17 protein-coding genes and 1 pseudogene are annotated in these 17,721 nt (G+C 65.5%); 6 read left to right on the forward strand and 12 right to left on the reverse strand.

The window, feature by feature from the left end:
* Positions 1 to 15 precede the first annotated feature (15 nt).
* Positions 16 to 1,662 (forward strand): annotated as a pseudogene (locus tag BM244_RS10510) (helicase HerA-like domain-containing protein); the annotation flags it as partial.
* A gap of 172 nt (positions 1,663 to 1,834) precedes the next feature.
* A complete protein-coding gene (locus tag BM244_RS10515; RefSeq protein ID WP_093398822.1) occupies positions 1,835 to 3,079 on the forward strand; it encodes a M20 metallopeptidase family protein in 1,245 nt (414 codons plus the stop codon).
* A 130-nt stretch (positions 3,080 to 3,209) separates the two neighbouring features.
* Here the strand turns inward: BM244_RS10515 and BM244_RS10520 are convergent, their stop codons facing one another.
* The 3 genes from BM244_RS10520 to BM244_RS10530 form a co-directional block, all read right to left on the reverse strand.
* Positions 3,210 to 4,322, reverse strand: a complete 1,113-nt coding sequence (locus tag BM244_RS10520) for a serine hydrolase (RefSeq protein WP_093399102.1) — start codon at positions 4,320 to 4,322, stop codon at positions 3,210 to 3,212.
* Positions 4,323 to 4,440: 118 nt separating this feature from the next.
* A complete protein-coding gene (gene nadB / locus BM244_RS10525; RefSeq protein ID WP_093398823.1) occupies positions 4,441 to 6,018 on the reverse strand; it encodes an L-aspartate oxidase in 1,578 nt (525 codons plus the stop codon).
* Complete coding sequence (locus tag BM244_RS10530) at positions 6,015 to 6,953, reverse strand: ABC transporter ATP-binding protein (RefSeq protein WP_093398824.1); 939 nt, start codon at positions 6,951 to 6,953, stop codon at positions 6,015 to 6,017. The genes nadB and BM244_RS10530 overlap by 4 nt, the downstream gene beginning before the upstream one ends.
* Positions 6,954 to 7,232: 279 nt before the next feature.
* Here BM244_RS10530 and BM244_RS10535 point away from each other — a divergent pair, with 279 nt between their 5' ends.
* Positions 7,233 to 7,466: a zinc-finger domain-containing protein gene (locus BM244_RS10535; RefSeq protein ID WP_093398825.1), complete on the forward strand. Its 234-nt coding sequence runs from the start codon at positions 7,233 to 7,235 to the stop codon at positions 7,464 to 7,466.
* 18 nt (positions 7,467 to 7,484) lie between these two features.
* Positions 7,485 to 8,912: a metalloprotease TldD gene (gene tldD, locus BM244_RS10540; protein WP_093398826.1), complete on the forward strand. Its 1,428-nt coding sequence runs from the start codon at positions 7,485 to 7,487 to the stop codon at positions 8,910 to 8,912.
* Here the strand turns inward: tldD and BM244_RS10545 are convergent.
* Both BM244_RS10545 and BM244_RS10550 read right to left on the reverse strand, forming a co-directional pair.
* The gene (locus tag BM244_RS10545; RefSeq protein WP_093398827.1) at positions 8,909 to 9,205 is read right to left on the reverse strand and encodes a CcdB family protein; all 297 of its coding nucleotides are present in this window, start codon (positions 9,203 to 9,205) and stop codon (positions 8,909 to 8,911) included. The genes tldD and BM244_RS10545 overlap by 4 nt on opposite strands.
* Complete coding sequence (locus tag BM244_RS10550) at positions 9,206 to 9,451, reverse strand: type II toxin-antitoxin system CcdA family antitoxin (RefSeq protein ID WP_093398828.1); 246 nt, start codon at positions 9,449 to 9,451, stop codon at positions 9,206 to 9,208.
* 49 nt (positions 9,452 to 9,500) lie between these two features.
* On the opposite strand from BM244_RS10550, the gene BM244_RS10555 reads away from it, so the two are divergent.
* Entirely contained in the window at positions 9,501 to 10,061 is a 561-nt protein-coding gene (locus tag BM244_RS10555) for a pyridoxamine 5'-phosphate oxidase family protein (RefSeq protein WP_093398829.1), read from the forward strand.
* Positions 10,058 to 10,255, forward strand: coding sequence for a putative signal transducing protein (locus BM244_RS10560; protein ID WP_056057596.1), 198 nt, complete (start codon positions 10,058 to 10,060; stop codon positions 10,253 to 10,255). Before BM244_RS10555 ends, BM244_RS10560 begins: the two co-directional genes overlap by 4 nt.
* A gap of 211 nt (positions 10,256 to 10,466) precedes the next feature.
* Here BM244_RS10560 and BM244_RS10565 read toward each other — a convergent pair whose 3' ends face one another.
* The 7 genes from BM244_RS10565 to BM244_RS10595 form a co-directional block, all read right to left on the reverse strand.
* Positions 10,467 to 11,795 (reverse strand): PQQ-dependent sugar dehydrogenase, encoded by a 1,329-nt coding sequence (locus BM244_RS10565; protein WP_093398830.1) that lies wholly within the window; start codon positions 11,793 to 11,795, stop codon positions 10,467 to 10,469.
* Positions 11,796 to 11,962: 167 nt separating this feature from the next.
* A complete protein-coding gene (katG, locus tag BM244_RS10570) occupies positions 11,963 to 14,143 on the reverse strand; it encodes a catalase/peroxidase HPI (protein ID WP_254784405.1) in 2,181 nt (726 codons plus the stop codon).
* A gap of 254 nt (positions 14,144 to 14,397) precedes the next feature.
* On the reverse strand, positions 14,398 to 15,297 hold the full coding sequence (locus BM244_RS10575; protein WP_093398831.1) for a hemolysin family protein: 900 nt from the start codon (positions 15,295 to 15,297) through the stop codon (positions 14,398 to 14,400).
* Between the two features lie 8 nt (positions 15,298 to 15,305).
* A complete protein-coding gene (gene ybeY / locus BM244_RS10580; RefSeq protein WP_093398832.1) occupies positions 15,306 to 15,815 on the reverse strand; it encodes an rRNA maturation RNase YbeY in 510 nt (169 codons plus the stop codon).
* 9 nt (positions 15,816 to 15,824) lie between these two features.
* Positions 15,825 to 16,220 carry a type II toxin-antitoxin system VapC family toxin gene (locus BM244_RS10585; protein ID WP_093398833.1) on the reverse strand — a complete coding sequence of 132 codons (396 nt, stop codon included), beginning with the start codon at positions 16,218 to 16,220 and terminating at the stop codon, positions 15,825 to 15,827.
* The gene (locus tag BM244_RS10590; protein WP_093399104.1) at positions 16,217 to 16,474 is read right to left on the reverse strand and encodes a type II toxin-antitoxin system VapB family antitoxin; all 258 of its coding nucleotides are present in this window, start codon (positions 16,472 to 16,474) and stop codon (positions 16,217 to 16,219) included. Before BM244_RS10590 ends, BM244_RS10585 begins: the two co-directional genes overlap by 4 nt.
* 48 nt (positions 16,475 to 16,522) lie before the next feature.
* The gene (locus BM244_RS10595) at positions 16,523 to 17,527 is read right to left on the reverse strand and encodes a PhoH family protein (protein ID WP_093398834.1); all 1,005 of its coding nucleotides are present in this window, start codon (positions 17,525 to 17,527) and stop codon (positions 16,523 to 16,525) included.
* Positions 17,528 to 17,721 lie beyond the last annotated feature (194 nt).

A 17,721-nucleotide genomic window follows, 5' to 3' on the forward strand; every position in this document is an offset into this window, starting at 1 on the left:
GTAACGAGGACGAGACCCATGACCGACGGCATCTTCATCGGCGCGAGCGTGGACGGCAAGCCGCAGACGCTCGAACTCAAACGCGCCAACCGCCACGGCCTGATCGCGGGCGCGACCGGCACCGGCAAGACAGTGACGTTGCAGGGGATCATCGAGGGCTTCTCCGCGAACGGCGTGCCGTGCTTCGTCGCCGACGTGAAGGGAGACCTGTCGGGGCTCGCAATGGCCGGCTCGCCGACCGCGAAAACGCATGCGAGCTTTGCCGAGCGCGCCAGGGCGATCGGCGACGATAGCTGGGCCTATGCCGACAATCCCGTCCAGTTCTGGGACCTGTTCGGCGAGCAGGGCCATCCGATCCGCACCACGATCAGCGAGATGGGGCCGCTGCTGCTGTCGCGGCTGATGGACCTCAACGAGGTGCAGGAAGGCGTGCTGACGATCGCCTTCCACGTCGCCGACAAGGAGGGGCTGCTGCTGATCGACCTCGACGATCTACAGGCGATGCTAACCGAATGCGCGGGGCGGGCGGACGAGCTGACGGTGACGTACGGCAACGTCTCGAAGCAGTCGATCGGTGCGATCCAGCGCTCGTTGCTCCAGTTGCGTACGCAAGGTGCAGAGAATTTCTTCGGCGAACCCGCGCTTGAGATGAACGACTTCATCGGTGTCGATGATCGGGGCAGGGGGATCGTCAACATCCTCGCCGCCGACAAGCTGATGGCCTCGCCGAAGCTGTATGCGACGTTCCTGCTGTGGCTGATGAGCGAACTGTTCGAGCATCTTCCCGAGATCGGCGATCCCGACAAGCCGGTGCTGTGCTTCTTCTTTGACGAGGCGCATCTGCTGTTCGACGAGGCCCCGAAGGCGCTGCTGGAGAAGATCGAACAGGTCGTCCGTCTGATCCGCTCGAAGGGGGTGGGCGTGTACTTCATCACGCAGAACCCGATCGACGTTCCCGACACGGTCGCGGGCCAGCTCGCCAACCGCGTCCAGCATGCGTTGCGCGCGTTTACGCCGCGCGACCAGGCGGCGGTGCGGTCGGCGGCGGAGACGTTCCGGGCGAACCCGGGTGTCGATGTCGCGACGATCATCACCGAGCTGAAGGTGGGTGAGGCGCTGGTGTCGTTGCTCCAGCCGGACGGCGCGCCGACGCCGGTCGAGCGGACGCTGATCAAGCCACCCGCGTCGCGCGTCGGGCCGATCACGCCAGCCGAGCGGAAGGTGATGATCGAGACCGATGCGGTCGGGGCGAAGTACGACACGCTGGTCGATCGGGAGTCTGCGGAGGAATTGCTGGCCGCTAAGACGCAGGAGGCGAGTGCCGCGGCGGCGGAGGCGAAGGCGACGACCGCGGCGGAGAAGGCCGCGGCGGCGCAGGCGAAGCTCGATGCGAAGGCGGCGAAAGAGGCGGAGCGGGCCCGGATTGCAGACCAGCGCGAGGCTGATCGGCAGCAGCGTGAAGCCGATCGCGACGCGGCGAATTCGCCCTGGACCAAGATGGCATCGTCGGCGACACGCGCGGCGAGTTCGTCGATCGGGCGGCAGGTGGCGAACGAGATCGGCAAGCAGGTCTTTGGCACCAAGTCCCGCCGCTCGTCGTCGAGCGGTGGTCTGGTCGGCACGGTACTGCGCGGGGTTTTAGGCGGGCTCTTCCGGGGGTAGACTGCCCGCATGACCAGGGGTTGAGCCGCCCCCAAACAAACACACCACCCCGGCGGATGCCGGGGCCCAATTGGGGAACGGAGGTAACGTCGGATGGCGCTCCGTTATATCGACCTTCTCAATTGGGCCCCGGCCTCTGCCGGGGTGGAAGCCAGTTTTCAAGGAGCCAGACATGTCCCTCGATTTCGAATCCACGGCCGACTGGACGCCGACCGACTGGACCGCTGTCGGCGAGGACAGCCTCGACGAAGCCATCACGCTCCGTCGTGCGATCCACGCCGATCCCGAGGTCGGCCTCCATTGCCCGCGCACCTCGGACAAGGTGAAGGCTGCGCTCGCCGGCCTCCCGCTCGAGATCCGCGAGGGGACTTCAACCACCGGCTTCGTCGCGATCTTGCGCGGTGGCCGCGCAGGCAACGCCGGCGGCAACGGGCGCACTGTCCTCCTCCGCGGCGACATGGACGCCCTCCCGATGCAGGAGGAAACCGGTCTGCCGTTCGCATCGAAGATCGACGGCGCGATGCACGCCTGCGGCCATGACTCGCACACCGCAATGCTGGTTGGTGCCGCGAAGGCGTTGTGCGCACGGCGTGACGAGCTCCCCGGCACGGTCGTGTTCATGTTCCAGCCCGGCGAGGAGGGGCATCACGGCGCGCGGCATATGATCGCCGACGGCCTGCTCGACTCGCCGCTGCCCGAGGCGGGCTTCGCGCTGCACATCTCGCCGAACATGCCGATGGGGCATGTCGTCAGCCGCGCGGGCACGCTGATGGCGTCGACCGATACGCTGCGCGCGACGATCACCGGTCGCGGTGGCCACGCCGCGATGCCACAGGACTGCCTCGATCCGCTGCCGATCGCCTGCGAGATCGTCACGGCCTTGCAGACCTATGTCGCGCGGCAGGTCGCCGTCACTGACCCCGCCGTGCTTTCGATCACCAAGCTCAACGCCGGCAGCGCACACAACGTCATCCCGTCGACCGTCGAAATGCTCGGCACGATGCGCACCCTTTCGGAGCGCACGCGCGAGCAGGTCCGCGCGGCGTTCATCCGCATGGTCGAGGGCATCGCCGCGGCGCATGGCGCGGTCGGTACGCCGACGATCGAGGAGGGCTATCCGGTCACCGTCAACGACGAGCGCGCGACCGATTTGATGAAGGCGTGCGCGGCCGCGATCGGTGGCGAGGGCGCGTATCAGGTGATGCCGCCGATGATGGGTGCCGAGGACTTCTCGTACGTGCTCCAAAAGCTGCCCGGCGCGATGGCGTTCATCGGCGCGGCGCCCGAGGGTAGCGATCCGCGTACAAACCCGCCGCTCCACAACACGAAGATGACGATCGACGAGCGCGTGATGGCGCACGGGATCGCGATGCACTGCGCGGTGGCGGAGCGGTTCCTGACGAACGGGTTCGACTGAGGGCATCTTCTTACCCCTCCCTGGAACGGAGGGGCAGGGGGTGGGTCGGCTTCCACGCATTCCAGACGTTGGTGGCTCGAACCGGCCGACCCACCCCCAACCCCTCCCTTTCAGGGAGGGGAGCAGAAGCTCAGCCTCTTGGGCGCGTGGTGCCCGCATAGTTGGCCACCGCCGCCGCGGCTGCCTGGATCAATTTCTGGCGTTCGGGCATCGGTCGAACCGTGTCGCCGATCATGACCGCAATCCCATACCGACGTCCATCGGGGGCGGTGAGCAGACCGACGTCGTTGAAGCCGGCGTTGCGACGGCCGAAATCTTGGCCGGTGCCGGTCTTGTGCGCGATCTCCCAGCCGCCGGGGAGTGCCGCGCGCAGGCGGGCGCGGCCGGTTACCGAGCGGCCCATCGTGTCCAGGAGGATCTTCGTCGAGGTCTCCGACAACAGGTCGCCCTTCGCCAGCCGGGCAATCGCATCGGCGATCGCGATCGGCGCGGCACCGTCGGGCGGATTGCGCACGTACGCGTTCAGCGCAGCCTCGCGCACCGCGGGCGACAGCCGGTTGCGTGCCGTCATGAAGCCACCATTGACCGCGTAGGATGGCTGCCAGACGAGCCCCGCCGTGCCGCTTTGCAGCAGCCGCTCGCCCGGCCCGAACCGGATCGCGCCGAGTTGTTTGCGCGCGATCATCGACCGCACCGCGGATGGCCCACCGACACGCGTGAGCAACCGGTCGTTCGCGGTATTGTCGCTATGCGTCAGCGCGCGCGTCAGCAACTCGCCGACCGTCGTCCGGTAGCCGTCGCCCTTGACCAGCATCGCGATCGGCTGGTGGAACAGCGTCAGGTCCTGCGGCCGCACGACGATCGGCTCGTCAAGGCGGATCTTGCCTTGGTCGCGCAGGTCCATCACGGTCATCGCGACCCAGAGCTTGCTGACCGATTGCTGCGGCAGCAGTTGGCGACCGCCGGCCTCCACCGTCCAGCCATCGTCGACCGCGCGTATCGCGATGCCAGCTTTGCCCTGGAACCCGCTCTGCAGTTCGGAGATCGCGTTGACGAGACCGGCGGGCGCGGGGCGCGGCGTACGGGGCAGGGGCGGCGGCACCGGGATCGACACGAACCCCTCGGACTGATGCACCGGGGAGACGGCGGGCGGGGTCGGTCGCGACGCCGATCCGCATCCGGCGAGCGCCGTGCCGAACAGGGCGGTTGCCAGAAGACGCTTGAACGCACTCGCCGATGTCATGATGGATTGAACGCCCTGCACTGAAGCATCGATCCTTATCCGTTGATCGGCCACGCGAAACTGCGGCAGCACGTCGCTGCGACGAAGCGCGCCGACGATGCGCCGAGCCGCCGTCACGCTATGGAACGAGAACCGTATCGACCGCCTCGGGCAGCGTCTCGGGGTAGTCGAGCGTGAAATGCAGTCCGCGGCTCTCGTGCCGATGCAGCGCGGATCGCACGATCAGTTCGGCGGTCTGGAGAAGGTTGCGCAGCTCGATCAGGTCGGGCGTGACGCGGAAATGCTGATAATATTCCGCGACCTCGTCGTTGAGCAGTTCGATGCGATGCTTGGCACGTTCGAGCCGCTTGGTGGTGCGGACGATGCCGACATAATTCCACATGAAGCGGCGGATTTCGGTCCAGGTCTGCTTGATCACGACCTCTTCGTCGGAATCGGTGACGCGGCTTTCGTCCCAGGGGCGGATCGGGGGGGGCGGGGGGAGCGAGTCCCACGCAGCGGCGATGCTGTCTGCCGCTGCCTCGCCGAACACGAAGCATTCGAGGAGCGAATTGGAGGCGAGACGGTTGGCACCGTGCAGGCCGGACTCGGTGCACTCGCCTGCCGCGTACAGGCCGGGCAGATCGGTCTTGCCGTGTTCATCGATTACGATGCCGCCGCACGTGTAATGTTGCGCGGGGACGACCGGGATCGGCTGCGTCGTCATGTCGATGCCGAGACCGAGCAGCTTCTCGTGGATATTTGGGAAGTGGTGCCGGATGAATTCGGGCGGCATGTGGCTGATGTCGAGATGGACGTAGTCGAGCCCGTAGCGCTTGATCTCGGCATCGATCGCCCGCGCGACGATATCGCGCGGCGCGAGCTCCATCCGCGCAGGATCGTAATAGGTCATGAAACGCTTGCCGGTCGACGGGTTGATCAACCGCCCGCCTTCGCCGCGGACCGCCTCGGTAATCAGGAAATTCTTGACCTCCAGATTGTAGAGGCAGGTCGGGTGGAACTGCATCATCTCCATGTTGGAGACGCGCGCGCCCGCGCGCCACGCCATCGCGATGCCGTCGCCGGTCGCGCCGCGGGGGGCGGTCGAGAACAGGTAGGTGCGTCCTGCGCCGCCGGTCGCGAGGATCGTCGCGCGCGCGGTGTAGAGGGCGACGCGCTCGGTCTTGCGGTCGACTGCGTAGACGCCCCAGACGTTGCCGGAGCCCGAATAGCGTTCCTCGTGGCGGCCGGTCGCGAGGTCGATCGCGATCTGGTCGGGCACCAGCGTGATGTTCGGATGTGCCTCGGCGGCCTTCTGCAACGCCTCCTGCACCGCCCAGCCGGTCGCGTCGGCGACGTGGACGATGCGGCGGTGCGAGTGCCCGCCCTCGCGAGTCAGGTGCAGCGCGTTGCCCTCGGTCTCGAACGGCACGCCGAGATGCGTCAGGCGCTCGATCGCGGCGGGGGCACCCTCGACGACCATCTCGACGATCGCGCGGTCGTTGAGGCCGGCGCCGGCGACCATCGTGTCCTCGACATGGTTCTCGAACGTGTCACCGGGTTCGAGTACCGCGGCGATCCCGCCCTGCGCCCAGGCGGTCGAGCCTTCGTTGAGCGCGCCCTTCGCTAGCACCGTGACCTTGAAGCGGTCGGCAAGGTTGAGCGCCGCAGTAAGACCTGCGGCGCCCGAGCCGACGATCAGGATGTCGCTCGTCATGCGTTGGCGGCGCGAGTCAGGCTGAGGAAGACGTCCTCGAGATCGGGTTCCTTGGTCGAGACGTCGACGATGCCGAAGCCGCTGCCTTGGATCGCGGCGAGGACTTCACCGGCGTTCACGCGGTCCTTCTTGTAGGTGATTTCGAGGGTGCGCGTGCCCTTGAGCGTGATCTTCTGGAAGCAGGCGTTGGCGGGGATGTCGGTCACGTCGCGATCGACGGTGACGGCGACGATCTTCTCCTGCGCCTTGCCGACGAGTTCGCGCGTGGGTTCGTTGGCGATCAGGCGGCCGTTGTTGATGATCGCGATCCGGTCGCAGAGTTCTTCGGCTTCCTCGAGGTAATGCGTGGTGAGGACCACCGTCACGCCGGCCTGGTTGAGGCTGCGGACATAGGTCCAGAGTTGCTGACGCAGTTCGATGTCGACGCCCGCGGTCGGCTCGTCGAGGACGAGGACGGGCGGCGAGTGGACCATCGCTTTCGCCACCATCAGGCGACGCTTCATCCCGCCGGACAGCGTGCGGGCATAGGCGTGCGCTTTGTCCTCCAGATGCACGGCGCGGAGCAGTTCCATCGTGCGGCGCTTCGCCTTGGGGACGCCGTAGAGGCCGGCCTGGATCTCCAGCGTCTCGAACGGCGAGAAGAACGGGTCGAACAGGATCTCCTGGTTGACGATCCCGATCGACGCCTTGGCGTTGCGCGGGTGCTCGTCGATGTCGAACCCCCAGATCGCGGCGCTGCCGTCGGTCTTGTTGACCAGCCCGGCGAGGATGTTGATCAGCGTGGACTTGCCCGCACCGTTCGGTCCGAGCAGGCCGAAGATCTGGCCGCGGGGCACGTCGAACGTCACGTCGTCGAGCGCGCGCTTCGGCGGGGCGGTGCCGACGGGCGCGTAGGTCTTGCAGAGGTTCTTGATGGCAATAGCAGCTTCGGTCATGCCAGCGGCATAGCGGCGGCCGCAAGGCGGGTCATCCCCTGATGCTGCAAGAAGATGTGTTCACGCGAAGGCGCAAAGGCGCGAAGGACGCGGCGCGCAGACGATCGGTCGGCTGACAAAACGAACTGCCCCGCCATAGGCGATTGAAAAGTCGCCGTGCGACAAGCGCAACATCTTCGCGCCTTTGCGCCTTCGCGTGAACCATCTTCTGTCGCAGGGCAACGGACGCGGGTGGAAGAACCAATTGCCCGGCCCGCGCGCGCTTGCTATCGCGCCCTCATGCATCCGCCGCTCGAAACCACCCGCGTCACCCACGCCCGCGTCGCCTGCGATGGCGCCACCGACATTCCCGGCGGCGCAGCGCTCGGCCACCCGCGCGTCTGGTTGCAGATCGACGAGACCGGCTATGTCGATTGCGGCTATTGCGACCGGCGCTTCATCCTCGTCGGCGGCGCCGCCGATGGCGCGGACCAGGCGACTTTGCGCGATCACGGGGATGGCGCAGGGCGCTAAGCCTCTTATATCTATCGGATGACGATAGCAGCAGACCCCCGTTCGTTCCTCTACCGCGATACCCTGGACCCCGAACAGGCGCAGGCGCTGACCGCCAAGGCGCTCGGCAAGGCCGATGACGGCGAGCTGTATCTCCAGTACCGCAAGGCCGAGGCGTTCGGGTTCGACGACGGCCGGCTGAAGACCGCCTCCTACGATACGAGCTCGGGCTTCGGCCTGCGGGCCGTCTCGGGCGAAATGACTGCGTTCGCACATTCGAACGAGATGACCCCCGCCGCGATCCGTCGCGCCGCCGAGACGATGGCGCTGATCGAGCCCGGCGTGGCTGCCAAGGCCGGCCCGCCGCAGGGCACCAACCAGCGCCGCTACACCGCTGCCGATCCCCTCGACCTCGTCCCCTTCGCCGACAAGGTGAATCTGTGCCAGACGATCGACGCCGCCGCGCGTGCACGTGATCCTCGCGTCGCGCAGGTCTCGGTCAGCCTTTCGGGGACATGGTCGGTGGTCGAGATCGTCCGTGCGGACGGCTTCGTCGCGACCGACGTCCGCCCACTGGTACGCCTCAACGTCTCGATCGTCGCCGAGCAGAACGGGCGTCGCGAGACGGGCAGCTACGGGATCGGCGGCCGCTATCTCTACAACGACCTGTTCGAGCCGGCGACGTACAACCGCGCGATCGACGAGGCGTTGTCGCAGGCCTTGGTGAACCTCGGCTCGATTGCGGCGCCGGCGGGCGAGATGACCGTGCTGCTCGGCAATGGCTGGCCCGGCATCCTGCTGCATGAGGCTATCGGTCACGGGCTCGAAGGCGATTTCAATCGCAAGGGCACGTCGGCCTTCTCGGGTCGCATCGGCGAGCGCGTTGCGGCCGAGGGCGTGACGGTGGTCGACGACGGCTCGCTCCAGGATCGCCGCGGGTCGCTGACGATCGACGACGAGGGCACGCCGACGCGAGAGACCGTGCTGATCGAGGACGGCATCCTCAAGGGCTACATGCAGGACCGCCTCAACGCGAGGCTGATGGGCGTCGAAGCGACCGGCAACGGCCGCCGCGAAAGCTACGCACACGCACCGATGCCACGGATGACCAACACCTTCATGAAGGCGGGCAACGACGACCCGGCTGAGCTTCTGTCGCGCGTCAAGAAGGGCATATTTGCCAAGGCGTTCGGCGGCGGTCAGGTCGACATTGTCTCGGGCAAATTCGTGTTTAGCTGCACGGAGGCGTATCTGATCGAGGACGGCAAGCTCGGTGCGCCGATTAAGGGCGCGACGCTGATCGGTGATGGTCCGAGTTCGCTGACCAAGGTCCGCGGTATCGGCAACGACTTCGCGCTCGACGAGGGCATCGGGATCTGCGGCAAGGGCGGACAGTCGGTGCCGGCTGGCGTCGGCCAGCCGACGTTGCTGGTCGATGGGCTTACTGTCGGTGGGACGGCGGCTTAAAGTCCTCCAACGACCATGTCGATTGCAGCCTTCAGATCATATTCGTAGTCGGCAAGCGAACCGATCTTTTCACCGAGTTGCCGGCTGTCGACGGCGCGTAGAAACTGGACGGCGACGCGATATTCCGTCTGATGCACCGTCACGAGTGGATTGAGCCTGGACTGCGAAACCGACGGTTCGTCAGGCTGTCGTAATGGGGCAACGACCCGCGAGCGCAAGTCGCTCAAAAGATCGCTTTGGCAGTTCACGACGAGGCCATGACCGTCGATCGAATGGACGTCGAATTGCGCCATTCAGAGCGGCTTGAGACCAGAAAGTGGAATTCCGTTCTCGTCGATCCATCTATTCTGCGCTTCGATCCACTGTCGATGCTCCTCCTTCCACCGCCGTTCACGCTCGGTCTTGATCGCGACGCGCAGTGCCGCTTCCGTAACGCGTGACAGGTTGACGCCCACGTCTTTCGCTGCGGTGACGATGCCGGTATCAATCGACATGTTGACCGGTTTGCGCTTGCCGGTGGCAATTGGATCATGTTTCATGCGCACAGAGTATGCGCGTCCATGAAGCGCGTCAATTCGGAGCCTATCGATGGACTTCTTTCCTGCGTTGACCGACGATCATCGCGCGTTCGTGATGCGACAACCGGTATTCTTCGTCGCGACAGCCGCGGAAGGCGCGCGGATCAATCTCAGTCCCAAGGGCATGGACAGTTTTCGCGTGCTCGATGCCAAGACGGTCGCGTATCTCGACGTCGGCGGCTCGGGGAACGAGACGAACGCGCATCTGGGCGCGGATGGTCGCATCACGATCATGTTCTGCGCGTTCGACCAGCCCGCGCTGATCTTCCGCATTTACGGCCGGGGCCGCGCGGTGTTGCCGCAGGATGTTGAGTGGGCGGACCTGTATGCGCAGTTCACGCCGTTGCCGGGCACGCGGCAGATCTTCGTGATTGCGGTCGACGAGGTGCAGACGAGTTGCGGGTGGGGCGTGCCGTTCATGACGCTGGAGCGCGAACGACAGACCTTGTCGAAATATCACGCCAGGCAGTCCGACGCCGAACGGACCGAGGAATTGGCGGGGCCAGTCGCGAGCATCGACGGCTTGCCGGTTCGGCTCGGCACCGTCCTGCCGGACCGCGTCGGCGCATGAGCCTGGTCGAACTTGGGCGGTACGGCCGGAACGAGGCGCATATCATCGTCGGGCGGCTCGAGAGCGAAGGGATCCCTGCGATCGCGTTCGACGGCGGGATGTCGATCATGGAAGGGAGTTGGTTGCTGATCCCGGTCCGGGTGATGGTCGACGAGGATGATCTCGACGAGGCTAGGGGGATTTTGGCGGGGTGAACTGGTGCGTTAGGCATTGGTAAAACTGCCTAACCCCAAATTCGTCATTCCCGCGCAGGCGGGAACCCATACTGGCAAAGCTGGCGAGTTAATCGACAGCCCTTGAGTTTCTGGATCCCCGCCTTCGCGGGGATGACCAGCAGTTGGTGATCGTGCGAGCGGAATTACAAAAATATTGGAGGGCGGAGCCCTGGTCCGCCCTCCACTAAGATCAGCCCCCGGCGCTGACCCGCCAGATCGCGTTACCGACGTCGTCCGCGACCAGCAGCCCACCGGTCTTGTCGGTGATGACGCCGACCGGGCGGCCTTGCGCGTCGCCGTCCTTGTTCAAGAACCCACCGAGCACGTCGACGGGCTTCGCGTTTGCCGCCGGGAAGCCGGTGTCGCCGAAGGGCACGTAGACGACCTTGTACCCCGACACCGGCTTGCGGTTCCACGAGCCGTGCTCGCCGACGAACGCGCCATTGGCGAACTTCGCGCCGAGCTTCGCATCCGCGGAGAAGGTCAGGCCGAGCGCCGCGACGTGCGGTCCGAGCGCATAGTCGGGTCGCTTCGCATATTGCTGGAGCGCTTGGTTCTTCGGCTCGACGCGAGGGTCGGGATAGCCACCCCAATAATACCAGGGCCAGCCGAAGTGGTCGCCGAACTCGACCTGCGTCAGGTAATCGGGCGCAAGGTCGGAGCCGAGCATGTCGCGCTCGTTGACGACGGTCCACAGTCCGCCCGACTTGGGGTTGATCGCCATGCCGTTGGGATTGCGCAGGCCCGCGGCGTAGATCCGCCAGTTCTTGTCCTTCGGCCAGACCTGCAGGATGTTGGCGCGGTATTTCTCCGCGTCCATGCCGTTCTCGGCGATGTTCGAGGACGAGCCGACGCCGACGTACAGCGTCTTGCCGTCGGCGGCAGCGATGACGTTGCGCGCCCAGTGGTTGCCGCCGGGGTTGAGCTTGATGACGAGTTCCGGCTTGGCGGTGATCTTGGTCTGACCGTCGACATAGGGCACGCGGACGAGCGCGTCGGTGTTGCCGATGTAAAGCTGGCCATCGAGCAGCGTCATGCCGAACGGCGAGTTGAGCCCGGTCATGAACACCGACTTCGTCTCCGCCACGCCGTCGCCGTTCGCGTCGCGCAGCAGCGTGATGCGGTTGGCGGACGGCGTGCCGGCGCCCGCACGTCCCATCAGCACCTTCATCACCCAGCCGGTAATCCCGCCGCCCTCGCGTGCTGGCGAGTTCGTCTCGGCGACCAGCACATCGCCGTTGGGGAGGCGATACATCCAGCGCGGGTGATCAAGCCCGGTCGCGAATGGCTGGACCTTCAGGCCGGCGGCGGGCGTCGGCATCGCACCGTTCTGCCAGCCGACGACCTTGGCGACCTTGACGGTCGGGATCGTCTGGATGCGGGGATCGGTGATCTCGGGCAGCTTGCCGGCAACCTGATCTACCGACAGTTCGGCGGTATCGGGCCATGCGAGATAGGTGACGCCCGCGGCGATCACCAGCAGGATCAGGCCGAGGACGATGAGGATGTGTTTGCGCATGGAAGGAGATTAGGCGGGCGAGGGGGCTGGGGCAATCTCTACTGCCGTCGTCCCGACGAAAGCTGCTGACAGGTTACGGGAGGACAAGATCCTCCCCGTGCCGGGGGAATGAAAAAGGGCCGCGGGCATTGCTGCCCACGGCCCTTACCCAACGATCGCGCGTCGCTTTACGAGATCGCGGCGTCCTGTTCCGCACGGACCTTGGCGAGGTCGAAGCGGTCGGCATTCATGACCTTGTTCCAGACCTTCACGAACGCGCCAGCGAACTTCTCGCTCGCATCGTCCGCCGCGTACACTTCGGCGAGCGCACGCAGTTGCGAGTTCGATCCGAAGACGAGGTCGACACGGCTGCCGGTCAGCGTCGTCTCGCCCGTCTTGCGATCCTTCGCCTCGAACACGCCGTCCGAAACCGCGGTCCACTTGGCCGTGAAGCTCGTCCGCAGCAGGTTGCGGAAGAAGTCGTTGGTCAGCGTCTCGGGGCGATCGGTGAACACGCCGAGCTTGGAGTCACCGTGGTTGGCGCCGAGGACCCGCAGACCACCGACGAGCACGGTCATCTCGGGCGCGGTCAGCCCCATCAGATGCGCCCGGTCGACCATCAACTCCTCTGCCGAATAGACCGAGGTCTCGCCGACATAGTTGCGGAACGCATCGGTACGCGGCTCGAGCGGGGCGAACGAGATCGCATCGGTCTGCTCCTGCGACGCATCGGTACGGCCCGGCGTGAACGGCACGATCAGGTCGTGACCGGCCTTCTTCGCCGCTGCCTCGATCGCCGCATTGCCGCCGAGCACGATCAGGTCGGCCAGCGACACCGTCTTGCCACCGGTGGCGAAGTCGCGCTGGATGCCCTCGAACGTCCACAGCGCCTGCGCCAGTTCGGCCGGCTCGTTGACCGCCCAGTCCTTTTGCGGGGCGAGACGGATACGCGCACCGTTCGCGCCACCGCGCTTGTCGGTACCGCGATAGGTCGAGGCCGACGCGAACGCCGTCTTCACCAGACGCGAGATCGACAGACCCGAATCGAGGATCTTGGCCTTCAGCGTCGAAACGTCTGCGTCGGACAGCGGCTCACCTTCAGCCGCCGGCACGGGATCCTGCCAGATGCGCGGCTCGGCCGGAACTTCGGGACCGAGCAACAGCGGGTAGGGGCCCATGTCGCGGTGCGTCAGCTTGTACCACGCCTCGGCAAACGCCTTGGCGAACTCGTCCGGATTCTCGTGGAAGCGGCGCGAGATCTTCTCGTACGCAGGGTCGACACGCAGCGCGATGTCGCTGGTCAGCATCGTCGGGCGATGCTTCTTGGTGGCGTCATGCGCGTCGGGCACGTCCTCGGCCGCATCCTTGGCGACCCACTGGTGCGCGCCGGCAGGGCTCTTGGTCAGCTCCCATTCGTGACCGAACAGGTTCTCGAAATACAGGTTGGTCCACTTGGTGGGCTCCTGAGTCCAGGTGACTTCGAGACCGCTGGTGATCGTATCGCCGGCATTGCCCTTGCCATAGCTGTTCGCCCAGCCAAGACCCTGCATTTCGATGCTCGCGCCCTCGGGCTCCGGGCCGATATAGGGCTCGGGCTCGGCCGCGCCGTGCGTCTTGCCGAACGTGTGGCCGCCAGCGATCAGCGCGACGGTTTCCTCGTCACCCATCGCCATGCGCGCGAAGGTGTCACGGATGTCGCGAGCCGAGCCCATCGGGTCGGGGTTGCCGTTCGGACCTTCCGGATTGACGTAGATGAGGCCCATCTGGACGGCGGCCAGCGGGTGCGCGAGATCGCGGTCACCCGAGTAACGCTCGTCGGCGAGCCACTCGCGCTCGGCACCCCAGTTCACGTCGAGAGCGGGCTCCCATACGTCGATGCGCCCGCCTGCGAAGCCTGCGGTCTGGAAGCCCATCGACTCAAGCGCGCAATTGCCGGTGAGCACGAGCAGATCGGCCCAAGACAGGCTCTGGCCGTACTTCTGCTTGATCGGCCAGAGGAGCATACGCGCCTTGTCGAGATTGGCGTTGTCCGGCCACGAGTTGAGCGGCGCGAACCGCTGCTGACCGGCGCCCGCGCCGCCGCGACCGTCACCGATGCGGTAGGTGCCGGCGCTGTGCCATGCCATGCGGATGAAGAGCGGGCCGTAATGGCCGAAATCGGCCGGCCACCACTCCTGCGAGTCGGTCATCAACGCGAAGATGTCGGCCTTCACCGCGGCGAGGTCGAGCGACTTGAATGCTTCAGCATAGTCGAAATCGTCGCCCATCGGATCGCCCGCGGGCGGGTTCTGGTGGAGGACCGAGACGTTGAGCTGGTTCGGCCACCACGTACGGTTGGACATCTCGAACAGGACGGCGGGACCATCCATCTTGCCGGGCTCGTTGGTCGCCTTATGCGAGGAGCCGCCGTGCATCGGGCATTGGCCGGCCGCGGGGCCTGCGGTGGTTGCTTCGGTGGTCATACCATCTCCAATTCAGCGTCTTCTGAAGTTGATAGGGGTATGGCACCGACCGAGTGATCGGTAAAATAGATTGCGTCGTCGGCAGTGATCGGGTGGGTGATATGTCGGGGTGAATGGAATGGTGACACTTAATCCTCCCCACCAGGGGGAGGATCGTGAGGTCAGTCGTCGTCCTCGACCGGCACGACCGGCGGGTGCAGCCGCAGCCGGTTGATGCGCCGTTCGTCCGCGTCGGTGATCTCCAGCTTCCACCCGCTCGGATGATCGACGCATTCGCCGATCTGCGGGACGTGCCCTGCCAGCAGCGCCGCCAAGCCGCCCAGCGTGTCGATATCGCCGTCGACCTCCGCCAGACGCGGATCGATCAGTTCGGCGGCGTCCTCCAACTCGGCGCGCGCATCGGCATCCCAGGCGCCGCCTTCGATCGGCGTCATCAGCACCTGTGGCGCCTCGTCATGCTCGTCTTCGACCTCGCCGACGATCTCCTCGATCAGGTCCTCGAACGTGACGAGGCCTTCGGTGCCGGAATATTCGTCGAGCACGATCGTCAGGTGCACGTGCTTCTGGCGCATGTCCGCGAGCAGATCGAGCGCCCCGCGCGACATCGGCGCGTAGAGCGGCTCGCGGATCAGCCCGGCGATCGACGTCGGATGCTCGGCGCCGGTCGCGAGGATGTTAAAGACGTCCTTGATGTGGACCATGCCGATGATCGTATCGAGGTTGTCGCGGTAGACCGGCAGGCGACTATGGCCGGCTTCGGCGAACAGCTTGACGAGATCGGCGAACGGGGTTTCTTCCTCGACCGCGATGATGTCCGCGCGCGGCACGCCGACGTCGCCCGCGTCGCGCTCGCTGAAGTGGAGCAGGTTGCGAACCATCTGGCGCTCGAGCGGGGTGAGATCGCCCTTCGCATCGGGGGCGGGATCGCCCTCGTGCCGGTCGATCGCATCCTCGAGCTGGTCGCGGAGCGATTCGTCCTGGTTGCCAAAGATCAGGCCCTTGAGCCCGCGCCAGATACTGTCGCTACTATCGCCGTTACCGGCATTGGGGCCATCGGCCATCGTGGTCGTCAGTCCTCTGTTATCAGGTAAGGGTCGTGGAGACCGAGCGCCGCGAGCGCATCGCGTTCGATCTGCTCCATGCCCTCGGCCTCCTCGTCGTCGATATGGTCATAGCCTAGCAGATGCAGCGTGCCGTGCACCATCAGATGCATCGCATGGTCCTCGACCGAGATTTTACGCTCGGCCGCCTCCGCGACGCAGACGCCGTGTGCGAGGATGATGTCGCCGAGGAGGACTTCGCCGTCGTCGGAATTCTGGCTGACCGTGGCGAGCAGGTCGGGCTGGACCATCGGGAAGGACAGGACGTTGGTCGGCTTGTCCTTCTGGCGATATTGCTTGTTGAGCGTGTGCACCTCTTCGTCCGACGCGAGGCGGATCGAAATCTCGACGGTGGCGGCCCCGGTCAGCAGCTCGCCGTGCGGGGTCCGCTCGATCGCCGCTGTCGCCGCACGCAGGGCAAGCGTGTCCCAATCCTGCTCTGGCCAGGGGGCGTCGGAAGAGAGCGCGATTTCGAGCATGCAGGTCCTTCAGGCGAGATCGGTCAGGGCGAAATCATTACCCTTGTAGAGAAGTTCCGCACCATGGGTTTTCGCGCAGGCGTAAGCAAAACAATCGCCCATATTCAGCTTTGCGGGGTGACGCCCCTTGCCGTAGCGTGCCGCCGCGACAATCGCCTGCTGGCCTTCGCTGTGGCCGATCGGCACGAGACGAAGTCCGGCTTCATACGCAAAGCTCGAAACGAGGTCGGCCGCCTGCTGGAGGCTGACGGTTTTCAACCTTGCGATCGCCTGCGACGCTTCCCACGCGCCGACCGCGCAATAATAGCGGTCGACGTGCGCCTCGATCACGTCGGCGAAATCGTCCGCTTCCGGCTCGCCGTGAACGATTGCGACGATAGCGGATGCGTCGACGAGAATGGTCAATCACCGTCCTCATCGTTCAACGAATCGTAGAAGGCCTTGTCGGCCTCAAGTCCTGTGGACTCGCCTAATGGATGCGCCTCGCGCCAGGCGCGCAATCGTTCTCGCATGCTCAGCGGAGGAGCTTCCGGTGCCAGTTCCGCTTTGCGCTTACGCAGTAGATCACGAACGACCTCGGTCTTGGTCACACCCAGACGCGTCGCAAGCTCCGTCGCGAGTTCGGCGGTTTCGTTATCCTTGATGTAGAGAGACGCCATCGTCATCCTCCTGGGATATCCCGGATATACTCCGGGATATCCCGAGCATCAACCATCGGTTCCTTCATAGGCTTCGACGACGCGGCCGACGATTGGGTGGCGGACGACGTCGCCGACGGTGAAGCGGCACATCGAGATGCTCTCAACGCCTTCCAGCCGCCGGACTGCATCTGCCAAGCCGGACGCCGCGACGCCGCCGGGGATGTCGACCTGCTTCGGATCGCCGCAGATCACCATCCGGCTGTTCTGGCCGAAGCGGGTGAGGAACATCTTCATCTGCGCCGGCGTGGTGTTCTGCGCTTCGTCGAGGATGACGAAGGCGTCGGCCAGTGTGCGGCCGCGCATGAAGGCGATCGGCGCGACCTCGATTTCGCCGCTCGCGATGCGGCGTTCGACCTGCTCGGCGGGGAGACAGTCGTAGAGCGCGTCGTAGAGCGGGCGGAGATACGGATCGACCTTCTCCTTCATATCGCCGGGGAGGAAGCCGAGGCGTTCGCCGGCTTCGACCGCGGGGCGCGAGAGGATCAGTCGCTGGACGCTACCGTTGATGAGCTGCTGCACGGCTTGCGCGACCGCGACATAGGTCTTGCCCGTACCTGCCGGCCCGAGCGCGAAGATCATGTCGTTGTTGGCGAGCTCGCGCATGTAGTGCGCCTGCGCCGGCGTGCGCGGGACGATCGTCTTCTTCCGCGTGCGGATCATGATCGGGGGGGCCGCGCCACCACCGGCATCGGCGCGAATGATGCCTTCGAGCACGGGCTCGTCCGCCATCGCGATCGACGCATCGACCAAGCCGGCGTCGACGTCCTCGCCGCGCTGAATGCGGGCGTAGAGATCGTGGAGCACGTCACGCGCCTTGGCGACCTGTTCGGCGGTGCCCTCCAAGCCGATCTTGTTCCCTCGTGCGGTGATGTAGACGCCGAGGCGATTCTCGAGCGCTACCAGGTTCTGGTCGTACTGGCCGAAGAGCCGGACGAGCAATTGGGGCTTGTCGAACAGCAGTTCGACTCGGGCGCGATCACCGGACTGGGCGGGAACGGGTTTACGGCTCATACGGTCCTTTCAGGGTGTCAAAGGTTACGCCTGGAAGCGTCGAACCGTAACCTTTGAAAGGAAGATGAGCATGCCAAGCGACGCGTTCAAGCCGCGCTGGAGCGCTGGCCGAGAGATGATTCGAGTCGCGTGGGCGAAGCTGCATCGAGGGCGAGTGTGGCAGGCGATCCGGGTGTAGGACAGCGAAATCGCGG

Source organism: Sphingomonas sp. OK281, assembly GCF_900115295.1.
GTDB lineage: Bacteria > Pseudomonadota > Alphaproteobacteria > Sphingomonadales > Sphingomonadaceae > Sphingomonas.